The following is a 24,854-nucleotide window of genomic DNA, read 5'->3' as shown; positions in this document are numbered from 1 at the left end:
GTAATTGTGAGGGGTGAGCATGGAGATTAGAATGTGGATTCCAGCAATTGCCTCAAGTCTTCCAATGTATTGATCTCGGCAGCTTTTTTATCTTTTCTCCAACGCAAAATTCTCGGAAAGCGAAGTGCTAATCCGGCTTTATGACGCTTACTTTCTGCGATCCCTTCAAATGCAATTTCGAAAACCAGTTCAGGCTTAACGGTTCTAACCGGACCGAATTTTTCGATTGCATTTTTGGTTACAAAGGAATTGACCTCCTTAATTTCTTTATCTGTTAAGCCTGAATATGCTTTTGCTATGGTAACCAGATTTTCCCCATCGCGCACAGCGAAAGTGTAATCAGTAAAGAAATTTGCCCTGCGGCCGCTCCCTTTCTGAGCATAAATCATTACTGCATCAACGGTATAGGGATTTACCTTCCATTTCCACCAATCGCCACGCTTACGGCCACTGTGATAATGGGAGCTTAATTTTTTAAGCATAATTCCCTCGCTATTGATCTCGCGTGATGTTTTCCTTTGCTCTGCTAATTCATCCCAGTTCTTACAGGATATCACCGGTGAGAGAATCACTGCACTTTCTGCTAAGCTGCCAATTAGCTGTTCCAGAATTTTTCTTCTTTCACTAAGGGGCTGTTCCCGGAAATCAACAGTTTCATATTCCAGGATATCATAAACAAAAAAGCCTATTGGCGCTTCTTCCAATTGTTTTTTACTAATGCTTTTTCTGTTTAAACGTTGCTGTAAGGTGCTGAATGATAAGACCTGTTTATCCTGTACGGCGAGTATCTCTCCGTCCAGAACCACTCCATCGGGTAAAACATCTGTTAGAAAGTGCAATTCAGGAAACTGTTCAGTAACCAGCTCTTCACCTCTCGACCATATAAATAACTCGCCATTACGTTTTACAATTTGTCCCCTTATGCCGTCCCATTTCCATTCTGCCTGCCAATCGGAAATATCACTTAGTTTTTCGGGTTCTTGCTCTAAAGCATAGGCTAAACAAAAAGGGTAGGGCCAGGAATTATCTGTATTTACATGAACTCCATTAATAAGCTCGCTGAAAGTAATTTCATATGGGTTCCATTTGCCCATGATGCTATGCATGATTTGTGCGCTATCCAGATTGCTTTGTTTTGCCAGGGCATTTACCAGCATTTTATTTGACACGCCAATCCTGAAATTTCCTGAGATTAATTTATTGAAGATGAACCTTTCCTGGGTTTCGAGTGTGTTCCAGGCATTTAAGATAAATGCTTTTTTTGCTTCATCATCTTTTCCCTCCAGATCATGCAAATCCTCAATCCATTTATGCAATTGAAAATCGGATGTATTTTCAGCAGGAGGCAAGAGTAAAGCAATTGTCTCGCTTAAGTCGCCAACATTGGAATAACTTTCGGAGAATAGCCATTCGGGCGTTTGTGTGATTTCAATTGCCCAATATTTTATCAATGCAGATTTAATTGGTCGCCGGGGTTTCTTCCCCGTGAACAAGGCAATGACCCATATCTTATCTTTATCGTCAGCATAATTGAAGTAGTCTACCAATGCTGCGATTTTATCGTTGGTTTTATTGCTCAGTTCGAGCTGCTGGATGAGTTTTGCAAAACGCTTCATATCTTTGTATTTTCGCTTTGCACCGCCATGTCGGCCTTATTTTCTTCATCATCTTCCTGGCCAAATTTAGTCATGACTTCTTCTGACTCTATACCGTTATCATTTAAATAACGGCTGAATGCTGCTGTAAAGCCATGTGTGACGTAAACTTTTTCTGCTCCTGTTGCGTCAATTGCCGCTATCAAGCCGGTCCAGTCGGCATGGTCGCTCAATGCAAATCCGGCATCGGCACTTTGCCAGCGGCGGTGTGCGCGGACTTGCATCCAACCCGAACAAATTCCGGTAACAGCATGAGACAGGTTCTTAATCCAGCGGCTATCCCTCATAGCCGGAGGCACAATTACAATTCCCTTTTGCAATTCATCTTTGGTTGTTTCGGGTGTAATCCGTATGGTTTGAGGCAAATTTACACCTGCATCAATAATGACCTCATTCAGGTTAGCAATACTGTTATGAACGTAAATAGGTACATTCCCCGAGAGGTTTTTAATTAAGCGTTGAGCTTTCCCTAAGCTATAAGCGATGAGTACACTGGTTTTCTGCTGGTGAATGTTATCGGTTACCCAGCTTTTGATTTTATCAAATACGATGTCTTGTTTCTGCCATTTATAAACAGGTAATCCAAAGGTACTTTCAGAAACAAATGAATGGCATTTTACAGGTTCAAAAAGATCACTGATTCCATCGTCTTCGGTTTTATAATCTCCTGAAATTACACAGACTTCTCCTTTATACTCTAACCTCACCTGTGCAGAACCGATTATATGTCCGGCAGGGTAAAAGGATATATTTACACCATTTCTAACAATACTTTCTCCATAGTTGAGTGTTTCCACCTGCAACTCTTCACTAATACGGCGTTTAATAATTGGTTTCGTAAGTGTATGGCATAAATAATGCTTATTGCCGAAGCGTACATGGTCGCTATGGCCGTGAGTTGTTACGGCATAATCTACAGGCCACCAGGGATCTATATAGAAATCGCCTTGCTTGCAATAAATGCCTCTTTTGGTAAACTCGATTAATGCCATGAGTAGTAAACAATGAAATAGAGGATAAGTTTTAGGAGTATATCGGCTAATAAGCCGATAAAGTGAATTATCGGTTAATTAGCCGATAAATCGAAATATCGGGTAAATAGCCGATAAATTAAAATATCGGGTGATTAGCCGATAATTGTTTGAAATGTAATTTAAAAATTAGATATTGTACTATGATTTGTATTATTACAGGCGATATTATTGGGTCAAGAAAGATTAAAGATAGCTGGCTGGCTAATTTAAAAGCTGCTCTTAAAGTAGTTTCGGAGCAGAGTAGCAAATGGGAAATTTACCGTGGCGATAGCTTCCAGTTAGAAGTTGAGCCTGAAAATGCCATTAAAGTTGCTGCTTATTTGAAGGCTTGTATCAGAATAGATAAGCCAGCTGATGTTAGAATGGGAATTGGAATTGGCAAGGTTAGCAGCAAGCGCAGGAAACTTTCGGAATCTAGCGGCGAAGCGTTTATTAATTCGGGTACTGCTTTTGATAGTTTAAAGCAGGCTAAAGTTAACCTGGCCATAAAAACTTATTTTTCTGATTTCGATGAAGAGATAAATGTTTTGATTAAACTGTCATTAATTGCGATGGATAGCTGGGGAATTGTGGCAGCAGAAATGGTAAAACTGGCATTGGAAAATGAAAATACGGTACAAAGTGGCCTGGCAGCTATTTCCGGGCGAACACAGTCGTCGGTTAGTGAAGCATTAAAACGTGCACATTATTCTGAGTTGATGGAGATGAACGAATTATACCGTAAAAAACTGAAAAACTTAATTCTAAATCATGGAAATCTACCTGGTTAAACTTATCCTGGCCCACTTAATTGGTGATTTCTTTCTGCAACCCAGTACCTGGGTGAAAGATAAGGAAGAAAAGAAATTCAAATCGGGAAAACTATACCTGCATGTATTAGTGCATGTGGTGCTAATTTTTATTGTTTTTCTGAGCTTTAGTATTTGGAAAGCAGCGCTTATTCTCGGAATTATTCATCTTATTATTGATGCTTTGAAATCAGTATTGCAGACACGGAGCAACGCCAGGCTATTATTTTTTACGGATCAGGTTTTGCACATCAGCTGCATCGTTCTGGTTTGGCACCTTGCTTATAAAGGCAGTGTAAATATCAGTTTTCTGAATGATGTGAGAACCTGGATTGTACTGTCGGGCTTACTTTTCTTGACGATGCCTACGTCCATTATTATGAAAGTAATTATCGCCCAATGGTTGCCTGAAAGTAATGATGAAAGTCCGAAATCATTAGAAAATGCGGGAAAATATATTGGCATCCTAGAACGAACTTTAATTTTCATTTTCATTCTGACGAATCGTTTTGAAGCTGTAGGTTTTTTACTTGCTGCCAAATCTATTTTTCGTTTTGGTGATTTAAAGGAAGCGCATGATTTAAAGCTAACAGAGTATGTACTTATCGGCACATTACTGAGTTTTGGAATTGCAATCGTAGTGAGTTTCTTTAGTCAGATTCTGATTATATGAAAAAGGCAGCCCAGGAGCTGCCTTTTAAAAAAAATTATCTTGCCCCCGGAGGACAATTCTCTTTTAAGAATTTGGTATATGTTAATGATAAATGTTCGCTTGTACCTTCGCCTTCAGATATACTGTGTGTGCGGTTAGGGTAACTCATTAATTGAAAAACCTTTTTATTTTTAATTAACTCGTTGATTAACATTTCGGCATTCTGGTAATGAACATTATCATCACCTGTACCGTGGATATACAATAAATTTCCCTTTAAATTTTTAGCGTAAGTAACAGGAGAACCCTTGATATAAGCTTCTTTGCTTGGGAAAGGAGTGCCCATATAACGTTCCTGATAAACATTATCATAAGTTAACTGGTTACCTACAGCTGCGATGGCAATTCCTGTTTTATAAATCTCCGGATACTGGAACATGAGGTTTAGCGTAGAAGATCCTCCGCCACTCCAACCCCAAACCGCTACACGGTCTTTATCCATAAAGCTATTTGTTGCAAGTAATTTTTTAGCAGCCATCGCCTGATCGCGGATATTGATTACACCTATATTTTTATAAATGCCTTTTCTCCATGCAGCACCTTTAGGCACAGGTGCGCCACGGTTGTCCATAGAAATATAAATATAGCCATCCTTTGCCATATCGCCTGCATAGAGCCCGTTTCTACCTGCTCCGTAAGTATCTGATGCTGTAGGCGAAGCCGGTTCTCCATAAACATAAAATACAACCGGATACTTTTTATCCGGATTAAAATTATCCGGCTTTTTCATCCAGCCATCTAATTCGATACCATCTTCGGTAGTTACTTTAAAAAATTCCACTTTATTCTTAGCGGCTTCCTGTTTAGATAGCTGTGTGGTAATACTTCCATCCATAGTGAAAGGATTACCTGTGGTAAAGTTCATCCATTCGGTTACCGGACGTACTGTGGAGCTATTGTAAGTATGACGTGCAAATGCTGCGTTAGGAGAAATATCGTAACTATGTGTACCAGGAAGCAGAATAGAAGGGGTAACCTGTTCTAATTTTCCTTTGCCATCCAGTTTAGTTTTGTACAAATAACGCTGAGTAGCATTGGTAGGCGAGGCAATGAAATACACGTAGTTATTTTTATCGTCGATTAATTTAACTTCAACCACATCGTAGTTGCCTTTTGTTATTAATGTTTCTTTCTTACCATCGCGGCTAATTCTATATAAATGGTTCCATCCGTCCTTATCAGATAAAATGGTGAACTCTTTATTGTCATTTAACCATTTCCACTCATCCTGAGCATCGATCCATGCTTTAGCCTTTTCGGTATATAAAGTTTTTGCCGTTCCTGTAGCAGCATCACAAATAAAAACAACACTTTCATTCTGCTCACGGTTTAATTGCTGAAGAATGATTTCGTTACTACCGGGTACCCATTGCATGCGTGGGATATAATGCTGAATATTATCACCTGGCACATTCAGCCATTTAATTTTTGCAGAAGCAATGTCGACCACACCAACTTTACAAGCAGAAGGATTTTCACCGACCTTTGGATATTCAACTGGTATGGTATAAGGATAAATAGAGTCTGTGTTGTTAATCATTAAAAAGTTTTTGATTTTGGTTGCGTCAATTTGCCAGTAGGCAATCGACTTACCATCAGGACTCCACCTGAAACCATCTCTGCAATCAAATTCTTCTTCATAAACCCAATCAAATGTCCCGTTAATCATGCGATCAGTGCCATCGTTTGTTAAGGCTTTCGCATCGCTGCCGTCGATATTTTCGACATAGAGGTTGTGTTTGCTTACGTAAGCCACCTTGCTGGCGTCAGGAGATAGTTTGGCAAACATGAGCGAGGAAGCAGGTTTGCCTTTACCAATCTGTGTGATTTTGTTTGCTGTTAAATCAGCAATCCAGTAATCGCCTCTGGTGTCGTAACGCCAAACCTTTTTACTATTGGTATAAATCAGCGCCTTTGTACCATCAGCAGACAATTGAAAACTACGAACTGCGATAGCATTGTCTTTACCTGCAGGTGTTAAGAGCTTCCGGGAGATGACAGTTTTACGCTCATTTTTGGGCAAAGTAACCGACACAATTTCACCACCAGCTATCTGGTAATAAGAATTGCCATCTTTAGCCCAGTTTACGCCCTGAGCTTTTGCATCTGTTAATGAGCAAAAAGTAATGCAGGCGATTGATAGTTTAAATAATAGATTTTTTATCATAGAAAAATAAGTCATAAAAAAAGCTTTTTAACTTTTCGGCTAATTTAAATAAAATGCCGGCAGTTAAAAAGCCCTTAATTATCAGATAATAGTTATTTATTCTCCACCACCTTGCATGGCTTTTAACTCATCCATGGTCACGATATCATAACCTGCAGGAATTTCAGTTGATATTGAACCAACTTTTGCTTCAGAAAGGGATTTAAGAACCAGATCAGAACTTACACCATTGATTACAGCAGAATATTTTACCGGGAAAGCATTTAAACCTTTGAAAAAACCTGCACTGGTGATTGCTGAAATATCAACATCTTTAGTTGCCCATAATTCATGTGCACCACCTTTATCATCTTTGTAAGTATATTTCTCAGCGCTCAATCCGGCAATTGTTTGTTTTTCACCTGTTGCTTTGTAATCAGAATACTTCGGTAGTAATGCTTCCTGTGCTTCCGTATCAGACTTGCTAACTTTTACTGCAAATTGTTTTTGAGCAACGGGAACATCAATCAATAATAAACCTGTTTTATCGGCTGTGTTAGAGATAATGTTCACTAATGCTGGTCCGTTTTCTATTTCTAATTTAGTTAATGAACCATTGAACTTGGTTTTAACATCAGTAGTTGAGCCATTTGCGGTAACAGCAAAAACCAAAGTACCTTCGGTAACTTTTTTTTGGGCGTGTACAATAATAGCTGTACTTACTAGGATTAAAGCGACAACGCTAGTTTTGATTGATTTTAACATGTTTTTATTTTAAGTTAATGTAATATTGATTACCAATGAATTTTTTCTTTATTGAGAAACGATTGAATTCCTTTTTTAAAATCTTCATGTTCTCTAACACGGGCATTTATCTGCACTGCAATTTCCAAACTTTTCTCAAAGAACGGATTTGTTGTCTGTGTAATCAGTTGTTTTGTAATCATTAAAGAATTTCCAGAACAATCGCTACACAAATCTAACGCAAATTCAGTAACTATATGACTGATTTCGGACGAACTTGTTACAAAATTTATCAATTTATAGTCAAGTGCCTGTGCAGCTGAAAGGATTCTCCCTGTAAGTAAGAGTTCTTTTGCAATAGTTTCATTCACTTTTTGTTTTAGAAAACATGAAACAATAGCGGGTACAAAACCTATTTTTACTTCAGTATATCCGAAACTACTCTCAGGCGTAGCGTATACAAAATCACAAATGGTTGCCAATCCACAACCGCCCGCGATTGCAGGGCCTTCTACTTGGGCAATTACAACTTTCGGAAGATAATAGATTGTTGTAAACAGTTTCCTCAAACGGTTAGAATCTGCTACGTTTTCTTCAAAAGTATTTTTTTGCAATTGTTGAAGGTAGTCCAGATCAGCACCGGCACTAAATGCTTTTCCATTCGCTTTTAGAATTACCACTTTGACATTATCATCTTCTGATGCACAAATGAAAGTTTCAGTTAATTCAGATATTAGGTCGGGGTTCAAGGCATTCCTCTTATCAGGTCTGTTGAGGGTAATGGTAGCAATTCTTTTATCTACACTGTACAAAACCAGATTTTCCATGGGTGAATGATTTGTATTATACTGTAATGCTCTTACTGGGTTAGATTAATCAAATATGCAGGATTTTTCTTTAAAACATGTAATGGAATGCCATAATTTTCGGCCATAGCATTGATTGCGATTATTTTGTAATCTTTGTTCGTTGCATCTAAAATGAGGGTGTTGTATTGAAGTTGTTTTGAAAGCGCATTAAGATTAAAGTTACCGTTTCCTGTTAACCACAGACAAGAAAACCTCTTGTTGCCCAGTATCTCCTTATTGTTCATGTGTTCGTCAATAATCATAATGCTATAGTTGTAAAAAATGATCTGATGGCTCTTCTGAATAAAAGATTGCTGTACAAAATCATCATTCAGTTTAACAAATTCGATTTTATTTACTTCACTTTGATCCAACGCAGGCTTGACTGAAGATAAATAGATTTTTTCGCCAGCCTTCAAATCAGTAATCAGTACTGCATGATGGCCATGTATAAAAGCGGCTGCATAGTTTTTTCTTAAAGAAAAGAATATGATCTTGTTTTGATGACTTATTTGCCATTCCCGGTAGGAGATCATTAAACTGTAGAGCAGATATAATATCATTCCGACAGTGAAGTTTTTTTTAGCGTATTTAGCCAAACCTAGTAACATCAATACCAGAGCAGTGCTAAGTAAAATAAGCTCCGGTAGATTAATCCATATCGCTGAAAATGTAGCATATGGCAGATTTGACATCGATTTTAAACCGGCATTTGTTAAAACAATACACCATTCGAACAGAGGAGCGATACATCCCATCCAAGGCATAAGAACGGCTAAACCCAAAATCATGATCAGGATTAATGGTATAGCGATAAACAGATTGGCAAGCAAAAAATACACTGGGAATTGATGAAAGTAATAGATAGTTAACGGAAAAGTAGCCAGTTGAGCAGATAAGGATAAAGCGATCAACTGCCAGATTTTGTCGACCCATTTGTTTTTTACATAAAGCCAATTATAAATTTTAGGTTGAAGGTAGATTAACCCTAAAACAGAAAGGTAGGATAGTTGAAAGCCAACATCCCAGATAAGAAAGGGATTGTAAACCAATTGACAAAATGCAGAAAAAGCCAGGGTGTTATATGCGTTTTTGCTTTTTGTAAAAGTTTTTGCAGTAATGAAAATACTAATCATTATGGACGAGCGTATCACTGAGGGTGAAAATCCGGTTATTAAGGCATAGGTCCAGATCAGCGTACATATCAGAATGAACTTCAGGACTTTTAGCCAGCGCTTTTTATCCAGAAACACTAAAAGGAAATCAAGCATGAAAAAAATAATGGCTACGTGACTACCGGAAACGGAAAGCGCATGTATGGTGCCCGTTTTTGAATAGGCATTTAGTGTTTCGGTATCCAGGTCTGCACGAAAACCTAATATTAGTGTTGAAGCTACAGCAAACGCCTCTTTATTTTTAATCAGTTTACGATATTTTTCGATTTGCTGTTTCCTGATTTGCAAAGCCAGTCTGATTAAAGGGTTACCACAATTTCTACCGATTTTTTCCAAATGATTCTGATCAACAAATGTTTGTTCATATATATTCTGTGTGGCAAGCCACCATTTAAAATCAAATTCTGCAGGATTATAAGGCGGTTCGACGGTTACATTCCTTGCGGAGATGATAAGTTCGTCACCATAATCCAATTGAATAGGATGAAGTGTATCAATCTTTAAAGCAACCATTAATCGCCCGCTGGCTTCGATTGGGTGATGAGATTGATATGCACAAGACACTTCAGCTTTGAATCTTAAAATATTACCTTTTCGCTGTGGCTCATCTTTCACCCAAATCCTGAGTATAGCAGAATTTTGATTCCCGAAATAATGCTGACGGATCTGTTCGTTATTTAATAAGCATAATAATCCACCAAAACTGAAGAAAAAAAGCAAAAACAACATGCCTGTAAAGCCTTTGAAGCGGTATGCGTCAACCTTCCTGTAAAAGATATTAAGCAGTACCATGGTGCTAAAAAGAGTCAAAGCACTACAAGCAAGGTATATACCAACTGTTATATCCGGAAAGAAATAAAACAGTGAGATTCCCGATAAAAGAGGGAATAAGACCCTTACAAAAACATATTCTGCTTTGAACATTGATCAAAACTGATACCTTAACTGGATTTTTATCTCAGATTTCTTATTGCCTTGTATTTCATCCAAATATGTCCCTACGGTTTCGGCATTGCCATAAATGAAAATGGCATATCTTGTCCAGACATCTAATTTTTTGGCTAGCCTGTATCTTAAGTTCAAGTAGGACCTAAACCCTTTTCCGCTATACATTCCAAAAGCGAAGTTATAAAGTACGTCATCCTCATAGGCATAAATTCTGCTATTATAGCTTGGGGTATTGAAATAAGCCAACCTGATATTTCCATTTAGTTTTGAAGCCAGCGCTAAATAATTTATATCTTGATAAATTAGATAGCCAAATTCCCTACTGACATCGCCTTTTTTATACTGGGATACCTCGAACCGATTCTGAAAAGCCCAGTTTTTGCTAATCTGCCAACTGACCTCGAAACGGTAGCCCTCCTTCTTTACATTATCCAGAAAATTAACAGGAACTTCCAGATCTGTATTCTGCTGTTTGGTTTCTGTTTTAAATCTCCATAGGAGTTTTAAGGTTTTGGCAGGCGAATAAACGGCTTGAACGAAGATTTCGTATCCGTTAGACGGTGCATCGATTCTGTATTTGAGCCATGGAAACCGAAAATAATCTGTATAAAGTGAAAAGCTCCAATGTTTGTTAGGGGCAATATTTAATCCAGTGTATAAACCTATTTCGTTTAGTGCTTCACTGGCTTCGGCTATACCCTGGTTAAAAAAGCTATGATAATCTTTTGAATAGTTACGATAACTTAAAGATGCCGACACAGTTGGTGAGATACTTAATAGAACCCCATTAGTATAGGCGAATCCGCTATTCAAACTTTTCCCCGCTTCCCCGAATAAATACACATTCTTAAAAGTGTAATTGTAATAGGCACCCAGATTTGTCAACTCATTACCAGTAAAGCTAAATTGATCATATGTGGCTGCCTGAGTAACGAAAGAATTACTGAAAGTTGTACGATAGCCAATAGCCCCAAAGGTAAGATCGTTTTTAGCATACTGTAGAACAGCTCCATATATTCGTTGACCTAAAGCATTATCATTTTCTATTTCCGTAGCCGTTCTATGCAGGCCTGTTTGATTTATTGTTGCCTGAACATCATTCCCGTCAGCATCAGTACTCTGACTAGCGTCAAGTTTTCGATAGGATAGGAATGGGGTGATTTCAACGTGTTGCGCAAGGGTTATTGTGGCTGAAATCCCTCTGAAGAATGAATACTCGTTAGCAGAGGAATAAGGGCGTAAACCTAAATCTTTTTTTGCTATACTGGTTACATCCGGACCTTTTCCGAATGAGAATCCAGACCAAAGGGTTAAGCCCTGACCAAATTGTAATGCATAGTCTCCTACGACAAGCTTTTTGAGGCTACCCAATTTGAAAGCTGATATATTTCCGGACAGAAAATCAAATGGTTTAGCTTTAAATTTCTCACCTGCATCTTTATCCAATGTTAGTGAGGCAGAAATTATAGAACCAAAGTGATAGCGATACCGGGTTTGAATTCTTTCTGGAGAGCCCAGGTAACGGTTTCCCGGTAAATCTTCGAAGCCTCTTTGCTTTTGCAAAGTTTGAGCAAAACGCATCACTAAATCACTCTCCCCAAGCTTGAAAAAGTCCCGAAACCTAAACTGCTCATATTCGCCAAATGAATTCAGGGTTACGAATGGCAATAAATTTTGAATTGTTTTGATGTCGAAACTGTTGATACTCTGAAGTTCCAGGACATCTGTTAATTTCCCGTTTTCTGTTATGTATGCGAAGAAATTGCTGATTTGTAATGGGGAGAGGAACACGAGTGCTTTCAATTCTTCCGGACTGGTTTGATTTAAGTTAATCGGATGATTCTTCAACCTGGTTAAAACTACCGTGAGTTCATTCATATCATAATCGTCGGGAAGATTCTCGGCAACACTTTCCAAGATGTCGCTGATATTAGCCTCCTCTGTATTGCCTTGTGCTTTTGTAATAAAACCCGATAATACAAACGCAATGATTAAAAAACTAAAACGCATAACCCAATCCGATTTGAGGTTCATAACCCAGGTTGACATCATGAGCGGTTGTTATTTCAATATTTAGCTTATTGAAGTTTAAACCAAAACCAGCATACTGTTTAACCGGCCTTACACTAAAACCGCCTCGTAAACTCAAGATCTTTATGATTTTATAGTCAAGTCCGAGACCGGCATCGGTTACCTGATGAATATATTTGGTGAAATATCCAGCTATTAAGACTTTATCCGATGCGAAGTACGTTGCACCAACACTTATGGAAGTCGTGATGGCAGAAGATACTTGAGAATGAATAAATTTCTGTCCGGAGGGATTATTGATGCATGCGCCGAATGTAAATCTCCCTACTTCATAGAGCGCACCAACGTCGACAGAAAATGCAGATGTTGAACCATAATCTGGAATTTTAAGCTGGTGATAGTTTCCCTTAATGGCAATAGAAAGGTGCTGACCAAACTTTTTGCCGTATGCAAAAGTAGCCTTGCTTTGTGTATACTCACTAAAGCCATACTGCTGGTATCCTGCTCCAACAAAGTTTTTGCCAAGTGGAATCACAAAAACTACTGCCTGAGTACTGATCTCATTACTAAATAAATGTTTGATGTAGGTAACAGAAACGGAAGGTTTTTGAATATCTGTGATGGCTGAAGCGTTACCCTGCATGGCCCATACATCTTTTACAGAGGTTCCATTTCCGCCCATGGCGGTAAGATGTGGACCCAAAGCGTTTTGAGCTGACGAAGAAAAATGTAAAAGGGAGACTAACAATGCATTCCATATTTTCATAAAAGGGCGTTAAACCAGTTAATAAAAAATAGGGTGATTGTATTGATTACTCTAATTTAGAATATTTATTTGAAAAACAACAAAAAGTATAAAAATTATGTCAGTTTTAATAAGAATAGATTGATCATTAAAAAATATTACAGTTCCTGGGCTAGATTTACTAAGAATCCCTTTAATTTTTCCAGTGAATCAATGATTTTTTGATTCTCTTTCACATCTGACTTATTGTTTTTCAGATGTTCTTTGGCACCTTTCAAAGTGAAGCCCTTTTCATCAACCAGATTAAAAATAATTTTCAGATTTTCAAGATCTTCGGGAGTAAATAACCTATTGCCCTTTTTGTTTTTCTTAGGTTGAAGAATATCAAATTCCTTTTCGTAAAAACGAATCTGTGAGGCATTAACATTAAACATTTCAGTCACTTCGCCCATGGTATAGTACATTTTATTGATGTCTCTTTCTTTATACGGCATAACTTGTGATTGATTGTGAGTGTTTTATATCGATTAATTAAAGTGTTCAAATGTACCTCGATTTTTCCTTAATAACGCAATAAAATTTTAATTTTGTTCCTCCAATTAATAAAATGTAATGACAGCAAAAGAGATCAGACAGGCATTCCTTAGTTTTTTCGAATCCAAACAACACCATGTTGTTTCATCGGCGCCCATTGTGGTTAAAAACGACCCGACATTAATGTTTACAAACGCTGGCATGAACCAGTTTAAAGATTTATTTCTTGGTGAAGCTGCGATTAAATATCCTCGTGTTACGGATACTCAGCGCTGCTTACGTGTTTCGGGAAAACACAATGATTTAGAAGAAGTTGGTATTGATACCTATCATCACACCATGTTTGAAATGTTAGGCAACTGGAGTTTCGGGGACTATTTCAAGAAAGATGCCATAGCATGGAGTTGGGAATTATTGACAGAGGTGTATAAAATCCCAAAGGACAAACTATATGTAACCTATTTTGAAGGCGACGAAAAAGAGGGCCTGGAAAAGGATCAGGAGGCCTACGATCTTTGGAGACAATATGTTGACGAAAGTCATATTTTACCTGGTAATAAAAAAGATAATTTCTGGGAAATGGGCGATACAGGACCATGTGGGCCATGTTCTGAAATCCATGTAGATTGTCGTACCGACGAAGAAAAAGCTACGGTTAACGGCGCGACGCTTGTTAACGCTGATCATCCACAGGTAATCGAAATCTGGAACAATGTATTTATGCAGTTCAACAGATTGAAGGATGGCTCATTACAAAGCCTGCCGGCAAAACATGTGGATACAGGAATGGGCTTTGAACGTTTAGTACGCGTACTGCAGGATAAAACTTCCAACTACGATACTGATGTTTTTCAACCATTAATCCAGTTTATTTCTGAAAGGGCTGGAATTAATTATGGTGAGAATGAAAAAACAGACATAGCCATGCGCGTTATGGCAGATCATATCCGCGCCATTTCATTTGTAATTGCAGACGGACAACTTCCTTCCAACAATAAAGCCGGTTATGTTATCCGCAGAATATTACGCCGTGCCGTTCGTTATGCCTATACATTCCTAAACTTTAAAGAACCTTTTTTAAATCAATTGGTACCGCTATTAGCCCAACAATTTAAAGGGGTATTCGATGAATTGATTTCACAGCAGGACTTTGTTCAAAAAGTTGTTTTAGAAGAGGAGATTTCCTTCCTGAGAACTTTATCTACGGGTATTCAACGCTTTGAAAAATACCAGGCAACAAACAACATTGTTCAAGGCGTGTTTGCATTTGAACTATCAGATACGTTTGGTTTTCCAATTGATTTAACGGAACTAATGGCACGTGAGAAAGGCTGGTCTGTAGATATAGCCGGATATGACCAGGCGCTTAAAAGACAGAAAGATGATAGTCGCGCTGCTACCGCTATAGACACTGGCGACTGGGTGATTGTAAATACAGACGATCAGAGTGAGTTTGTAGGGTACGACGAGTTGGAAATTGAGACTGAAATCCTGAAATACCGGAAGGTTAAAGCCAAAGGAAAAGAACAATTTCAAATGGTTTTGCGTCAAACACCCTTTTACGCGGAAAGTGGTGGTCAGGTTGGAGATACGGGTCGGTTAGAAGATCATAGTCGCCAGTTTTGGGTTGATATTACTGATACCAAAAAAGAAAACGGACTAACCGTGCATTTCGTGGACATACTGCCAGATAACCTCGAGGGAAAATTCTGGGCAGTAGTGGATGAGGATAAACGAACACTTACCGAAGATAATCATTCGGCTACGCATTTATTGCACGCTGCTTTAAAGCAGGTACTGGGCAATCATGTCAATCAGAAGGGCTCACTTGTGAGTGCGGACTACCTGCGCTTCGATTTTTCTCATTTTGCAAAAGTAACGGATGAAGAGCTGGCACAAATCGAAGTAATCGTAAATCAAAAAATCAGGCAAAATATCAAATTAAAGGAACAGAGAAATGTGCCTTATCAAGACGCCATAGAAAGCGGTGTAACAGCTTTGTTTGGGGAGAAATATGGTGATTTCGTCAGGATGATCACTTTTGATGACCATTTTTCTAAGGAGCTATGTGGTGGTACGCATGTAAAGGCGACCGGGCAGATTGGTTCGTTTAAAATTGTGTCTGAAAGTGCTGTTGCTGCAGGTGTAAGAAGAATTGAGGCTATTACTGCTGATAAAGCAGAACAATACTTTTTAGATCAACGCAGGGAATTAGGTCATTTAAAAACGCTTCTTAATGGCTCCAAGGATTTGACAGCAGCAGTACAGGCTTTGTTGGATGAAAACACTAAACTTAAAAAAGAGATCGAAAAATCAACGCTAGAGCGGGTTGACACTTTAAAGCATGAAATTGTTCATCATGTTAGAGGCATTCATGGAGTAAATCTAATAGCAAAACACATCGACCTTCAAAGTGCGGACGCAGTTAAAAATCTGGCTTTTTCGCTGAAAGATATGATAGATAACTTATTTATTGTTTTTACTACAGAAATCGATGGCAAACCAGGTATTACAGTGATGCTCTCTGATCATCTGGTGAAAAAAGGAATGAATGCGTCAAATATCGTTCGTGAGTTAGGAAAAGAAATCCAGGGCGGCGGCGGTGGTCAGCCATTTTATGCAACAGCGGGGGGTAAAAATTCTGCAGGTTTAAGGATAGTTTTAGAGAAAGCCGAAAGTTTTATTAAAACTCATTAATCATTAAAATAAAAAGAGGCCCGAAAGCCTCTTTTTATTTTAATGTCTGCCATGTTTTTCTCTGTGCCCACGAGAAAACAAACTTGAGTTTACTCTTCTATCATGGTGTCGATAGTCCACGCGTTGGGGTCTAAAATTTCTTCCTGGACCAGCATATCTAGCCGGACCACGGCCTCCGTATGATGAGCGTACTACATTAACATGATTTGCATATTTAACTCTATGGGTATTATAGCTGCGATATGGATTATTTCCATACATCACAATTTTTCTGCCGTGGTTTAGATTGTAACCCCTGTATCTTGAAGGCAAATATCTCGACCTTGTCCAACGGTTTCCGCTTAAATAAACAAACTGACGTTGCGGAACATAATAGTAAGATTGTACCTCCGGTAAATAATAATAGTTTACATTTTGATAACCTGCCGGCACCCATGCGGGTTGAGTTCCAATATTTAGACTGAGACTAACCTGTGCATTCGATTGGTTCGATGTTAAAGCCACGATACCTACAATCGCGGAAATAATTAGTAACTTTTTCATAATCGATAGTTTTTGTGTGTATTAACATTAATTCAAACGCTATGCCAAAACCATTATTGTAACAGAGATATGAGATTAGGATATCTAGGGAGGTTGCTCTCTGTAATTGTAAGAATCTGTTTCAAAAAAACATGGTACGTTTCTTACAGATAAAGTTTAGTTAATAACTATATTTGCCTATACAATTTTAACATAGATAAGCCTGAATCCTGTTTATCTGTGTTCACCTGTGGATTATAAAAAGTAAATGCCTTTAACAGAAACAAGCCCACATCATCATTTCGAACTCATTTCAGGACTCGAAATACATGTTCAGCTGAACACCAATACTAAAATATTCTCATCCGACAGCGCATCTTTCGGGTCGTTACCCAATCAAAACATCTCAACAGTTTCTTTGGCACTACCAGGTGCCTTACCAAAATTAAACAAAGAGGTGGTAGCTAAAGCCATCAGGATAGGGCTTGCCTTAAACTGTACAATTAATCAGGTTAACCATTTCGACAGGAAAAACTATTTCTATGCTGATTTACCTAAAGGCTATCAGATTACTCAGGATAACCAACCGATTTGCGTTAATGGTTTTCTTGAAGTTGAACTATCTGATGGATCATTAAAAAAAATAGGAATAAATAGAATTCACCTGGAAGAAGATGCGGGTAAAAGTATTCATGACCAGGACGCCCAATACTCTTTTGTTGACTTAAATCGTGCCGGAGTTCCATTAATCGAAATTGTTACTGAACCTGATATCCGCAGTGCAGAAGAGGCATCAGCATTATTGAGTGAAATCAGGAAACTGGTGCGCCATTTGGATGTTAGTGATGGGAACATGGAAGAAGGGAGTTTACGTTGCGATGCAAATATCTCAATCCGGGAGCGCGGCACTACAGCATTTGGTATACGTTGTGAAGTGAAAAATTTAAATTCTATGCGTAACGTACGCCGAGCAATGGAATTCGAATTCGGAAGGCAGGTGGAAGTTATTGCAAACGGAGGGGAGATTATTCAGAGCACACTAAATTTCGACGCGGAAAAGGGAACTACATCGCCCATGCGTACTAAGGAAGAGGCTAACGATTACCGATACTTTTCGGATCCTGATTTACAACCCGTGTATATTTCAGACGAATGGTTAGCCGAAATAAAATCAGCAATGCCAGCACTGCCAGCTGAAATATCAAGGCTGATGATTGAAGAATTTGGAATTAGTAAAGCGGATGCTGCGTTATTTGCTGAGGATCTGAATCTATTGAAATATTTTAACGAGGCATTACCAACTGTAAGGTTAAAGAAAAATCTGATTAACTGGTTAATTGGACCTATAAGAGCAGCTTTGAATGAGAAGGGGATAAGCATTGATAATTATAAAATTAAACCTGAACAATTAGCTGCTGCGTTAAACCTTGTTGATGATAAAAAAATCAACCAGCAAATTGCAATACAGCAACTATTGCCAGCAGTAGAAGAGCATGAAAATGCAGATGTTTCTGCTTTAGCAGCAGATTTAAACTTGCTCATTTCAGGTGACGGGAATGAGATTGAAGTTTTTGTTGATGAGGTATTGAATAAATACCCTCAGCAGGTTGAGGCCTACAAAAAAGGGAAAAAGGGTGTATTAGGCTTGTTCGTAGGCGATGTGATGAAGCTTGCAAAAGGCAAAGCAGATGCAAAAAAAATAAATGAATTAATACTTGAAAAACTAAAATAATGAGATTGAAAAATTTAAGCCTTATCATATTAATAGCAGTTGCTTTTACAGGCTGTAAACCAAAAGACAATTTTACAATTGACGGGACCTTTCAGAATCCAGGTACGGATAAAAAAGTATTTTTATACGGGATGCAAAGCAGTCAGATGGTAGCAGTTGATTCGACTAATATCTCAGAGAAGGGTGAATTTAAATTTATCCGTAAAACACCTTCTGTGGATTTCTTCAGGGTTTCAATTGGCAACCATGAATTTATGCTGATTGCTAAAAACGGAGATGAAATTAAACTGGAAGCAAATTTGGCCGATAAATCTATGGCATATAAAATATCCGGAGCCAATGAGGTAGAGAAACTATCTGAACTAAATGTCATTAGAAACGAGTTTGCTAAACGGGTAGAAAAACTTCAGGCTGATTTTGAAACAAAGGTTGCTGGACAGCCCCAAAACCGTGCTGCTATTTTAGAGCAAATGAAACCTCAATACGAATCCTATATCAACCAACTTAATACTTCAACCCTAAAGTTTGCGGAAGATAATAAGGGTACTTTAGCAGGATTCTATGCTATGAATACCCTGAGTCCGCAGGAGTTTGAACGGCAATTAGTAAAGTATGCCGAAGAGATCAAAGACGATATTAAAGGCAATGCAACTGTTGATGCCTTTATTAAACAAATGGCCTCGCTAAAAACAGTACAGGTTGGTCAGCTTGCCCCTGCATTTACAATGAAAACTGCAGACGATAAACCGATTAGCTTGTCTGATTATAAGGGAAAATTTATATTGGTGGATTTCTGGGCTTCATGGTGCCAGCCTTGCCGTCAGGAAAACCCCAACGTAGTTAAAGTTTACCAAAAGTTTAAAGATAAAAATTTCGATGTTTTAGGTGTGTCGCTCGATACCGATAAAGCTGCCTGGTTGGGGGCAATCAAAGCTGATGGATTAACCTGGAGCCATGTTTCAGAATTAAAAGATTTTAATGGTGAAACTGTTAAAAAATATCAGGTACAAGCCATACCAGCCTCATTTCTTATTGATCCTGCAGGAAAAATTGTTGCGAAAAACCTTCGTGGCGACGAACTGGATGCATTTCTAACTAAATCGTTACGATAAAAGAAACTCAATGTTAAACTAATTTAAGTCGTTAACAATTTATTAACTTAGGCTTAACTAAAAATTACATCAGAGACAGTACTTTCGTAACAAATATTTAACTATGAATAACGCAGGTCAGAAAATATTAATTGTTGATGATGAACCAGACATTCTGGAATTAATCGAATACAACCTCAAAAAAGAAGGTTATCAGGTATTTACAGCAACAAACGGACAAGAAGGAATTACTGTAGCCAAAAAGGTTCACCCTGATTTGATTATTCTTGATATCATGATGCCTAAGATGGATGGCATAGAAGCTTGTCGCTTAATGCGCGCCATTCCTGAGTTCAAAAATACTTTCATGGTATTCTTAACTGCCAGAAGCGAGGAATACTCTGAAATTGCAGGTTTTAATGTAGGCGCTGATGATTACATTGCTAAACCGATAAAACCCCGCGCTTTAGTTAGTCGGATAAATGCAATACTGAGAAGAAATGCAGGAACGGAGGAAGTTTCCGAAAACAAACTAGAAATAGGTGATTTGGTAATTGACAGAGAAGCCTATCTGGTTTTTCAAAATGGTAGTAAGGTGATATTAGCCAAAAAAGAATTTGAATTATTATACCTGCTGGCGTCAAAACCTGGTAAAGTATATACTCGAGAATCCATTCTAAAAAATATCTGGGAAGATTCGGTGGTAGTTACTAATCGTACAATTGATGTCCACATCCGTAAATTACGCGAAAAATTGGGCGAAACATATGTATCGACGGTGAAAGGTGTGGGATATAAATTTGAACTTTCTTAAAATGCATTAGTAGATTCGAGGCCGCAGATTAGCTGATCATTCAGTCAATCTGCGGTTTTTTTGTGTTTAGGATTTGATATAAATGGCTTTCTCATTTTCCATCATCGGTTTATATAGGCTTAATTTCTGATCCAATTAAAATAAATCCGTATTTTTGCAGCTCATTAATACGATCATAGTTTGAAGTACCCAAATTTTCAAGACCTTATTCTTTTCGAAGACAACGATTTCATTGTAATCAACAAACCACCATTTCTGGCATCCCTTGATGAAAGAGGTGGATCCGGAGAAACCAATGTGTTGCGTTTAGCAAAACAATACAGTGATGACGCGCAGGTTTGTCACCGTTTAGATAAGGAAACTTCGGGTGCGTTAATTATCGCGAAAAATCCTGAAGGATATAGGCATGCCTCTATGCAGTTCGAACGCAGGAAGGTTGACAAGACTTATCATGCAGTGGTAGATGGCCATGTTATCTTTGATGATTTGCTGGTTGATTTACCTATTTTGAATGATGGCAATAAAAATGTGACCATTGACAGGATGGAAGGCAAACGTGCCGAAACCCGTTTCAACTCGCTCAAATATTATAAGCATTATACCCTGGTTGAATGTAAGCCAATAACAGGACGTATGCACCAGATCAGGATTCATCTTGCTACACAGCGTGCCGCAATTGTAGGCGATGACATGTATAAAGGCAAACCTGTGTTCCTGTCTTCAATAAAACGTGGTTATAAACTTACTAAGGGAGAGGAGGAGCAACCTATCATGAAACGCTTTGCCCTTCATGCACGACGCCTCGTATTTAAAGGTCTCGATGATCAGGATATTATTATTGATGCACCGTACCCAAAAGATTATTCAACCTTGATTAAGCTGCTTGACAAATTTGATGCTTAAGTTGCAGGGTATGAAAGAACGTAAATAAATAACAGAAAATGTATATTCGCTTTGTAAATTACCTTGATACGATTAACCAGTATAGAAAATCTAAAATATCAAATCGTAATTTCCTAGTAATACTGGCTGTTGTTGTTGGGGTTCTAGCAGGCCTGGCTGCTGCAGTTCTTAAAAGTTTAACACATCACATCGAAGAATTTCTTCAGTCAGACTGGCACTGGAAGTATAAATACTACCTGTATTTTATATTTCCAATGATCGGGGTATTTCTGACCGTATTATATATTAAATACTTTATTCGGAAAACGAAATTTGAAACAGGTTTAACACCTTTGTTATACGCGATATCGAAAAAATCAAGTAAGATAGAACCTCACAATATCTATTCTCAAATTATTACTGCAGCAATTACTGTTGGATTTGGTGGTTCGACAGGGTTGGAGGCGCCAATTGTGACCAGTGGCTCGGCCATAGGTTCAAATTTAGGTAGAACACTAGGACTATCCTACCGGGAAGTTACGATGCTGGTTGCCTGTGGTGCTGCTGCTGCAATTGCCGGTGCGTTTAACAGTCCGGTAGCAGGAATTGTATTTGCCATTGAAATTTTATTGCCTGAATTTACGATACCTGCCTTTATTCCTTTGTTATTGTCTGCTGCAACAGCAGCTGTAGTTGCCAGGCTATTTTATACACAACAACTTTTTTACCTGATTACCGAAGGTTGGGAGGTGAATGCATTATTTTTTTATGTCATCTTAGCCGGATTAATCGGTTTATTCTCGATTTATTTCACCAAAGCTAATTACGCAATAAAAAGTTTTTTCTACAAAATCAAACATCCTTATACACGGGTGGTGATAGGTGGACTGATGCTGGGGGCATTGGTGTTTTTGTTTCCTACGCTATACGGCGAGGGCTATATTACCATAAATTCATTATTAAAGGGGGACTACCTTACGGTAATTAACAACAGTATCTTTTCGGACTACAATAATATCACTGGTATTGTGATCCTGTTTACTGTTGTAACTGTTTTTATGAAATCGGCTGCGACATTAATTACACTGGGCGCAGGTGGGAACGGTGGAACGTTTGCACCAAGCCTTATTATGGGTGGTTTAATTGGTTTTGTGTTTGCGTATTCAGTTAATCTTTCAGGTGTTGCTCAATTAAATGTCCCTAACTTTATTGTAGCAGGAATGGCTGGAGCCTTAGGCTCAATCATGCATGCCCCATTGACTGGAATTTTTCTGATTGCGGAAATTACAGGGGGGTACATTTTAATGGTTCCTTTGATGATTACAACTGCGATTTCATATGCCATTAACCGCAGTGTTCAGAAACATTCGATATACACCAAAGCTTTGGCAGACAAGGGTGAACTTCTATCACACGATGATAAAGACAGCACAGTATTGAGTCAGATGAAGCTTAAATACCTTATTGAGAAAACTTACCCTACACTTCAGCTTAATGATACTATATCACTAAAAATGAGCGAAATGGTTAAGTCGCACAAGAATATTTGTGCGGTTACAGATGAGGTTGGAGATTTTAAAGGTATCATTTATATGGAGGATTTTTTTAACGAGATTCTCTCCACACCAGGCAAGGAAATAGTTAAGGCTTCAGACCTTGTTCAACAGGCACCTAATATTATTAATGAGTATGAGGACATGAAGCAGGTTCTTGAAAAAATGGAACAGGAAAATGCATGGATTCTACCTGTTGTAGATGAAGCAAACCATTACAAAGGATTTGTTTCCAAAACCGCAATATTCAATAAATACAGAGCCTTACTAATGCGGCAAAATGACTATATGGATTAAGAAATAGGATTATTATATGAAAAGCCGGCCTGAATGATGATCATTCAGGCCGGCTTTTCATATAGGGCTAATTTAAGGCCAGACTACTCTGCCCGTTTCAATCCAAACTTTTCTATCTTACTGTAAAGGTGACTCCGCTGGATATCGATTTCATCGGCAGTTTTTGAAACATTCCAATTATTTTTCTCCAGCTTAAACTTGATAAATTCTTTTTCTGCGTGGTCTTTATAATCCTGGAAGTTATTGAAGCTATCGAAAGAAGAAGATAAACCTGTATCACCTGTTGCATTGGCAATCTGCGTACTGGAAGCCGCTCCGATATTGGTTCCTCCGCCTGGGTTGGCAAAGGCACGAACATCATTTTCGGTAATTATTTTATCGCTTAGGATAATTAAACGCTCAATCATATTGTGTAATTCACGAACGTTTCCCGTCCACGGCAATGCCTGCAAAGCAGCCATAGCACCTTCATTGATTCGCTTGACTGGCATGCCATAATCACCGCAGATACTTTCTAAAAAGTTTTGAGCAATAACAGGAATATCGTCAGTACGTTCAGTTAAATGAGGAACATGAATGTTGATTACGTTCAGGCGGTGATATAAATCCATCCGGAAATTCCCGTCTTCGATTTCTTTTAACAAATCTTTATTTGTTGCAGCCAATACCCGCACATTCACATCAATTTCTTTTTCTCCACCTACACGTGAGATTTTGTGCTCCTGTAATGCACGAAGAACTTTAGCCTGGGCTGAGAGACTCATATCACCGATCTCATCCAGAAATAAGGTTCCACCATTAGCCAGTTCAAATTTACCTATACGTTGCTTTACAGCTGATGTAAATGACCCTTTTTCGTGGCCAAATAATTCACTTTCGATCAACTCTGAGGGGATGGCAGCACAATTAACCTCGATCAGAGGACTATCTGCGCGGTTAGATTTTTCATGTAACCAACGGGCAACTAATTCCTTACCACTTCCATTCGCACCGGTAATTAAAACACGAGCTTCGGTAGGAGCAACACGTTCGATGGTTTCTTTTATTTTAGAAATACTATCCGATTCGCCCAGGATTTCTCGGGTTTTACTGGCTTTACGCTTTAAAACTTTCGTTTCCGTTACCAATGTTCCACGATCCAAGCCGTTGCGTACGGTGATTAAAAGTCGATTTAAATCAGGTGGTTTGGAAATAAAATCAAAGGCACCTTTCTTACTGGCTTCGACAGCAGTTTCAACAGTACCATGGCCAGAGATCATGATAAATGGGAGGTCAGGTTTGATGACCTGTGCCTGTTCAAGCACTTCCATGCCGTCCATTTTATTCATTTTAATATCACAAAGGACAAGGTCGTAATTACCTTTTTTGATCATTTCAAGTCCATCGATACCATTATCAATATCGTCGACGTCGTAATTTTCGTACTCCAGAATTTCGCGCAAGGTGCTTCTTATAGCCCGCTCATCATCAATAATTAATAGTTTGGCCATTTGGTAATTGTTTGTTCAATTGATATGCGAATATATTACTTTTAAATTAATGTATAGTTTTTTATACAATGATTTAGGCTATAAACGGGAATCAGGCGAAAAGGTTTTGTTAAATTTTTCATATGGGCAAGTACCGCTGTGGAATGATTGGAGCTTTCGCCACATTCATTTTACATATCCCTTTATTTTACTACTTTTGCGACGCTTTTGGTTTCCGGCTATACAACCGGAATTAAAAGGGAATACAGTGTAATTCTGTAACTGTCCCGCAGCTGTAAGCTTCATAACGGGTTTTCATTCATTTCGCCACTGTTTCAGTTTTGAAGCGGGAAGGCCGGAAAGCCGGGAGTAAGTCAGAAGACCTGCCTTTAGCGTATAATTTCATAGCTTTCGGGGATTGAAGCTAGGATTGAGGT

At 38.4% G+C, this 24,854-nt stretch carries 19 protein-coding genes and 1 riboswitch; of the genes, 8 read left to right on the top strand and 11 right to left on the bottom strand.

The features are described from left to right. Window positions 1-26 precede the first annotated feature (26 nt). Both AC570I_RS17890 and AC570I_RS17885 read right to left on the bottom strand, forming a co-directional pair. On the bottom strand, window positions 27-1,616 hold the full coding sequence (locus AC570I_RS17890; RefSeq protein WP_497406555.1) for an ATP-dependent DNA ligase: 1,590 nt from the start codon (window positions 1,614-1,616) through the stop codon (window positions 27-29). Continuing rightward, window positions 1,613-2,647: a ligase-associated DNA damage response exonuclease gene (locus AC570I_RS17885; protein ID WP_497406554.1), complete on the bottom strand. Its 1,035-nt coding sequence runs from the start codon at window positions 2,645-2,647 to the stop codon at window positions 1,613-1,615. The genes AC570I_RS17890 and AC570I_RS17885 overlap by 4 nt, the downstream gene beginning before the upstream one ends. A gap of 182 nt (window positions 2,648-2,829) precedes the next feature. Here AC570I_RS17885 and AC570I_RS17880 point away from each other — a divergent pair, with 182 nt between their 5' ends. Both AC570I_RS17880 and AC570I_RS17875 read left to right on the top strand, forming a co-directional pair. Then, on the top strand, window positions 2,830-3,459 hold the full coding sequence (locus AC570I_RS17880) for a SatD family protein (protein WP_047797848.1): 630 nt from the start codon (window positions 2,830-2,832) through the stop codon (window positions 3,457-3,459). Further along, complete coding sequence (locus tag AC570I_RS17875; RefSeq protein ID WP_497406553.1) at window positions 3,440-4,150, top strand: DUF3307 domain-containing protein; 711 nt, start codon at window positions 3,440-3,442, stop codon at window positions 4,148-4,150. The genes AC570I_RS17880 and AC570I_RS17875 overlap by 20 nt, the downstream gene beginning before the upstream one ends. Before the next feature lie 34 nt (window positions 4,151-4,184). Here AC570I_RS17875 and AC570I_RS17870 read toward each other — a convergent pair whose 3' ends face one another. From AC570I_RS17870 to AC570I_RS17840, 7 genes are all read right to left on the bottom strand, one after another. Next, window positions 4,185-6,356: a S9 family peptidase gene (locus tag AC570I_RS17870; RefSeq protein WP_497406552.1), complete on the bottom strand. Its 2,172-nt coding sequence runs from the start codon at window positions 6,354-6,356 to the stop codon at window positions 4,185-4,187. Window positions 6,357-6,452: 96 nt separating this feature from the next. After that, window positions 6,453-7,100: a DUF4412 domain-containing protein gene (locus AC570I_RS17865; RefSeq protein WP_497406551.1), complete on the bottom strand. Its 648-nt coding sequence runs from the start codon at window positions 7,098-7,100 to the stop codon at window positions 6,453-6,455. 29 nt (window positions 7,101-7,129) lie between these two features. Next, window positions 7,130-7,906, bottom strand: coding sequence for an enoyl-CoA hydratase/isomerase family protein (locus tag AC570I_RS17860; protein WP_047797844.1), 777 nt, complete (start codon window positions 7,904-7,906; stop codon window positions 7,130-7,132). 32 nt (window positions 7,907-7,938) lie between these two features. Further along, window positions 7,939-10,026 carry a ComEC/Rec2 family competence protein gene (locus tag AC570I_RS17855; protein ID WP_497406550.1) on the bottom strand — a complete coding sequence of 696 codons (2,088 nt, stop codon included), beginning with the start codon at window positions 10,024-10,026 and terminating at the stop codon, window positions 7,939-7,941. A 3-nt stretch (window positions 10,027-10,029) separates the two neighbouring features. Further along, window positions 10,030-12,060, bottom strand: a complete 2,031-nt coding sequence (locus AC570I_RS17850; protein WP_497406549.1) for a helix-hairpin-helix domain-containing protein — start codon at window positions 12,058-12,060, stop codon at window positions 10,030-10,032. Further along, window positions 12,050-12,847 carry a PorV/PorQ family protein gene (locus tag AC570I_RS17845; RefSeq protein WP_497406548.1) on the bottom strand — a complete coding sequence of 266 codons (798 nt, stop codon included), beginning with the start codon at window positions 12,845-12,847 and terminating at the stop codon, window positions 12,050-12,052. Before AC570I_RS17845 ends, AC570I_RS17850 begins: the two co-directional genes overlap by 11 nt. Window positions 12,848-12,984: 137 nt before the next feature. Next, the gene (locus AC570I_RS17840) at window positions 12,985-13,320 is read right to left on the bottom strand and encodes a MerR family transcriptional regulator (protein WP_047797841.1); all 336 of its coding nucleotides are present in this window, start codon (window positions 13,318-13,320) and stop codon (window positions 12,985-12,987) included. 118 nt (window positions 13,321-13,438) lie between these two features. Here AC570I_RS17840 and alaS point away from each other — a divergent pair, with 118 nt between their 5' ends. Beyond that, entirely contained in the window at window positions 13,439-16,057 is a 2,619-nt protein-coding gene (alaS, locus tag AC570I_RS17835; protein WP_497406547.1) for an alanine--tRNA ligase, read from the top strand. A gap of 39 nt (window positions 16,058-16,096) precedes the next feature. On the opposite strand, the gene AC570I_RS17830 is transcribed toward alaS, so the two are convergent. Beyond that, window positions 16,097-16,600, bottom strand: a complete 504-nt coding sequence (locus tag AC570I_RS17830; protein ID WP_497406546.1) for a hypothetical protein — start codon at window positions 16,598-16,600, stop codon at window positions 16,097-16,099. 247 nt (window positions 16,601-16,847) lie between these two features. On the opposite strand from AC570I_RS17830, the gene gatB reads away from it, so the two are divergent. The 5 genes from gatB to AC570I_RS17805 all read left to right on the top strand — a co-directional run bounded on the left by gatB (window position 16,848) and on the right by AC570I_RS17805 (window position 22,948). Continuing rightward, the gene (gene gatB, locus AC570I_RS17825) at window positions 16,848-18,311 is read left to right on the top strand and encodes an Asp-tRNA(Asn)/Glu-tRNA(Gln) amidotransferase subunit GatB (protein ID WP_497406545.1); all 1,464 of its coding nucleotides are present in this window, start codon (window positions 16,848-16,850) and stop codon (window positions 18,309-18,311) included. Next, window positions 18,311-19,423, top strand: coding sequence for a redoxin domain-containing protein (locus AC570I_RS17820; RefSeq protein ID WP_497406544.1), 1,113 nt, complete (start codon window positions 18,311-18,313; stop codon window positions 19,421-19,423). The genes gatB and AC570I_RS17820 overlap by 1 nt, the downstream gene beginning before the upstream one ends. 103 nt (window positions 19,424-19,526) lie before the next feature. Next, window positions 19,527-20,216: a response regulator transcription factor gene (locus AC570I_RS17815; protein ID WP_497406543.1), complete on the top strand. Its 690-nt coding sequence runs from the start codon at window positions 19,527-19,529 to the stop codon at window positions 20,214-20,216. Between the two features lie 180 nt (window positions 20,217-20,396). Continuing rightward, on the top strand, window positions 20,397-21,119 hold the full coding sequence (locus AC570I_RS17810) for an RluA family pseudouridine synthase (RefSeq protein ID WP_047797835.1): 723 nt from the start codon (window positions 20,397-20,399) through the stop codon (window positions 21,117-21,119). Window positions 21,120-21,157: 38 nt separating this feature from the next. After that, entirely contained in the window at window positions 21,158-22,948 is a 1,791-nt protein-coding gene (locus AC570I_RS17805; RefSeq protein ID WP_497406542.1) for a chloride channel protein, read from the top strand. 83 nt (window positions 22,949-23,031) lie between these two features. Here the strand turns inward: AC570I_RS17805 and AC570I_RS17800 are convergent, their stop codons facing one another. After that, the gene (locus AC570I_RS17800; RefSeq protein WP_497406541.1) at window positions 23,032-24,438 is read right to left on the bottom strand and encodes a sigma-54-dependent transcriptional regulator; all 1,407 of its coding nucleotides are present in this window, start codon (window positions 24,436-24,438) and stop codon (window positions 23,032-23,034) included. 191 nt (window positions 24,439-24,629) lie between these two features. Further along, window positions 24,630-24,822: riboswitch (cobalamin riboswitch) on the top strand. Window positions 24,823-24,854: the final 32 nt, after the last annotated feature.

The sequence above is a fragment of the Pedobacter sp. A2324 genome (genome assembly GCF_059693705.1).
This window is presented reverse-complemented; position numbering and strand designations above follow the sequence as displayed.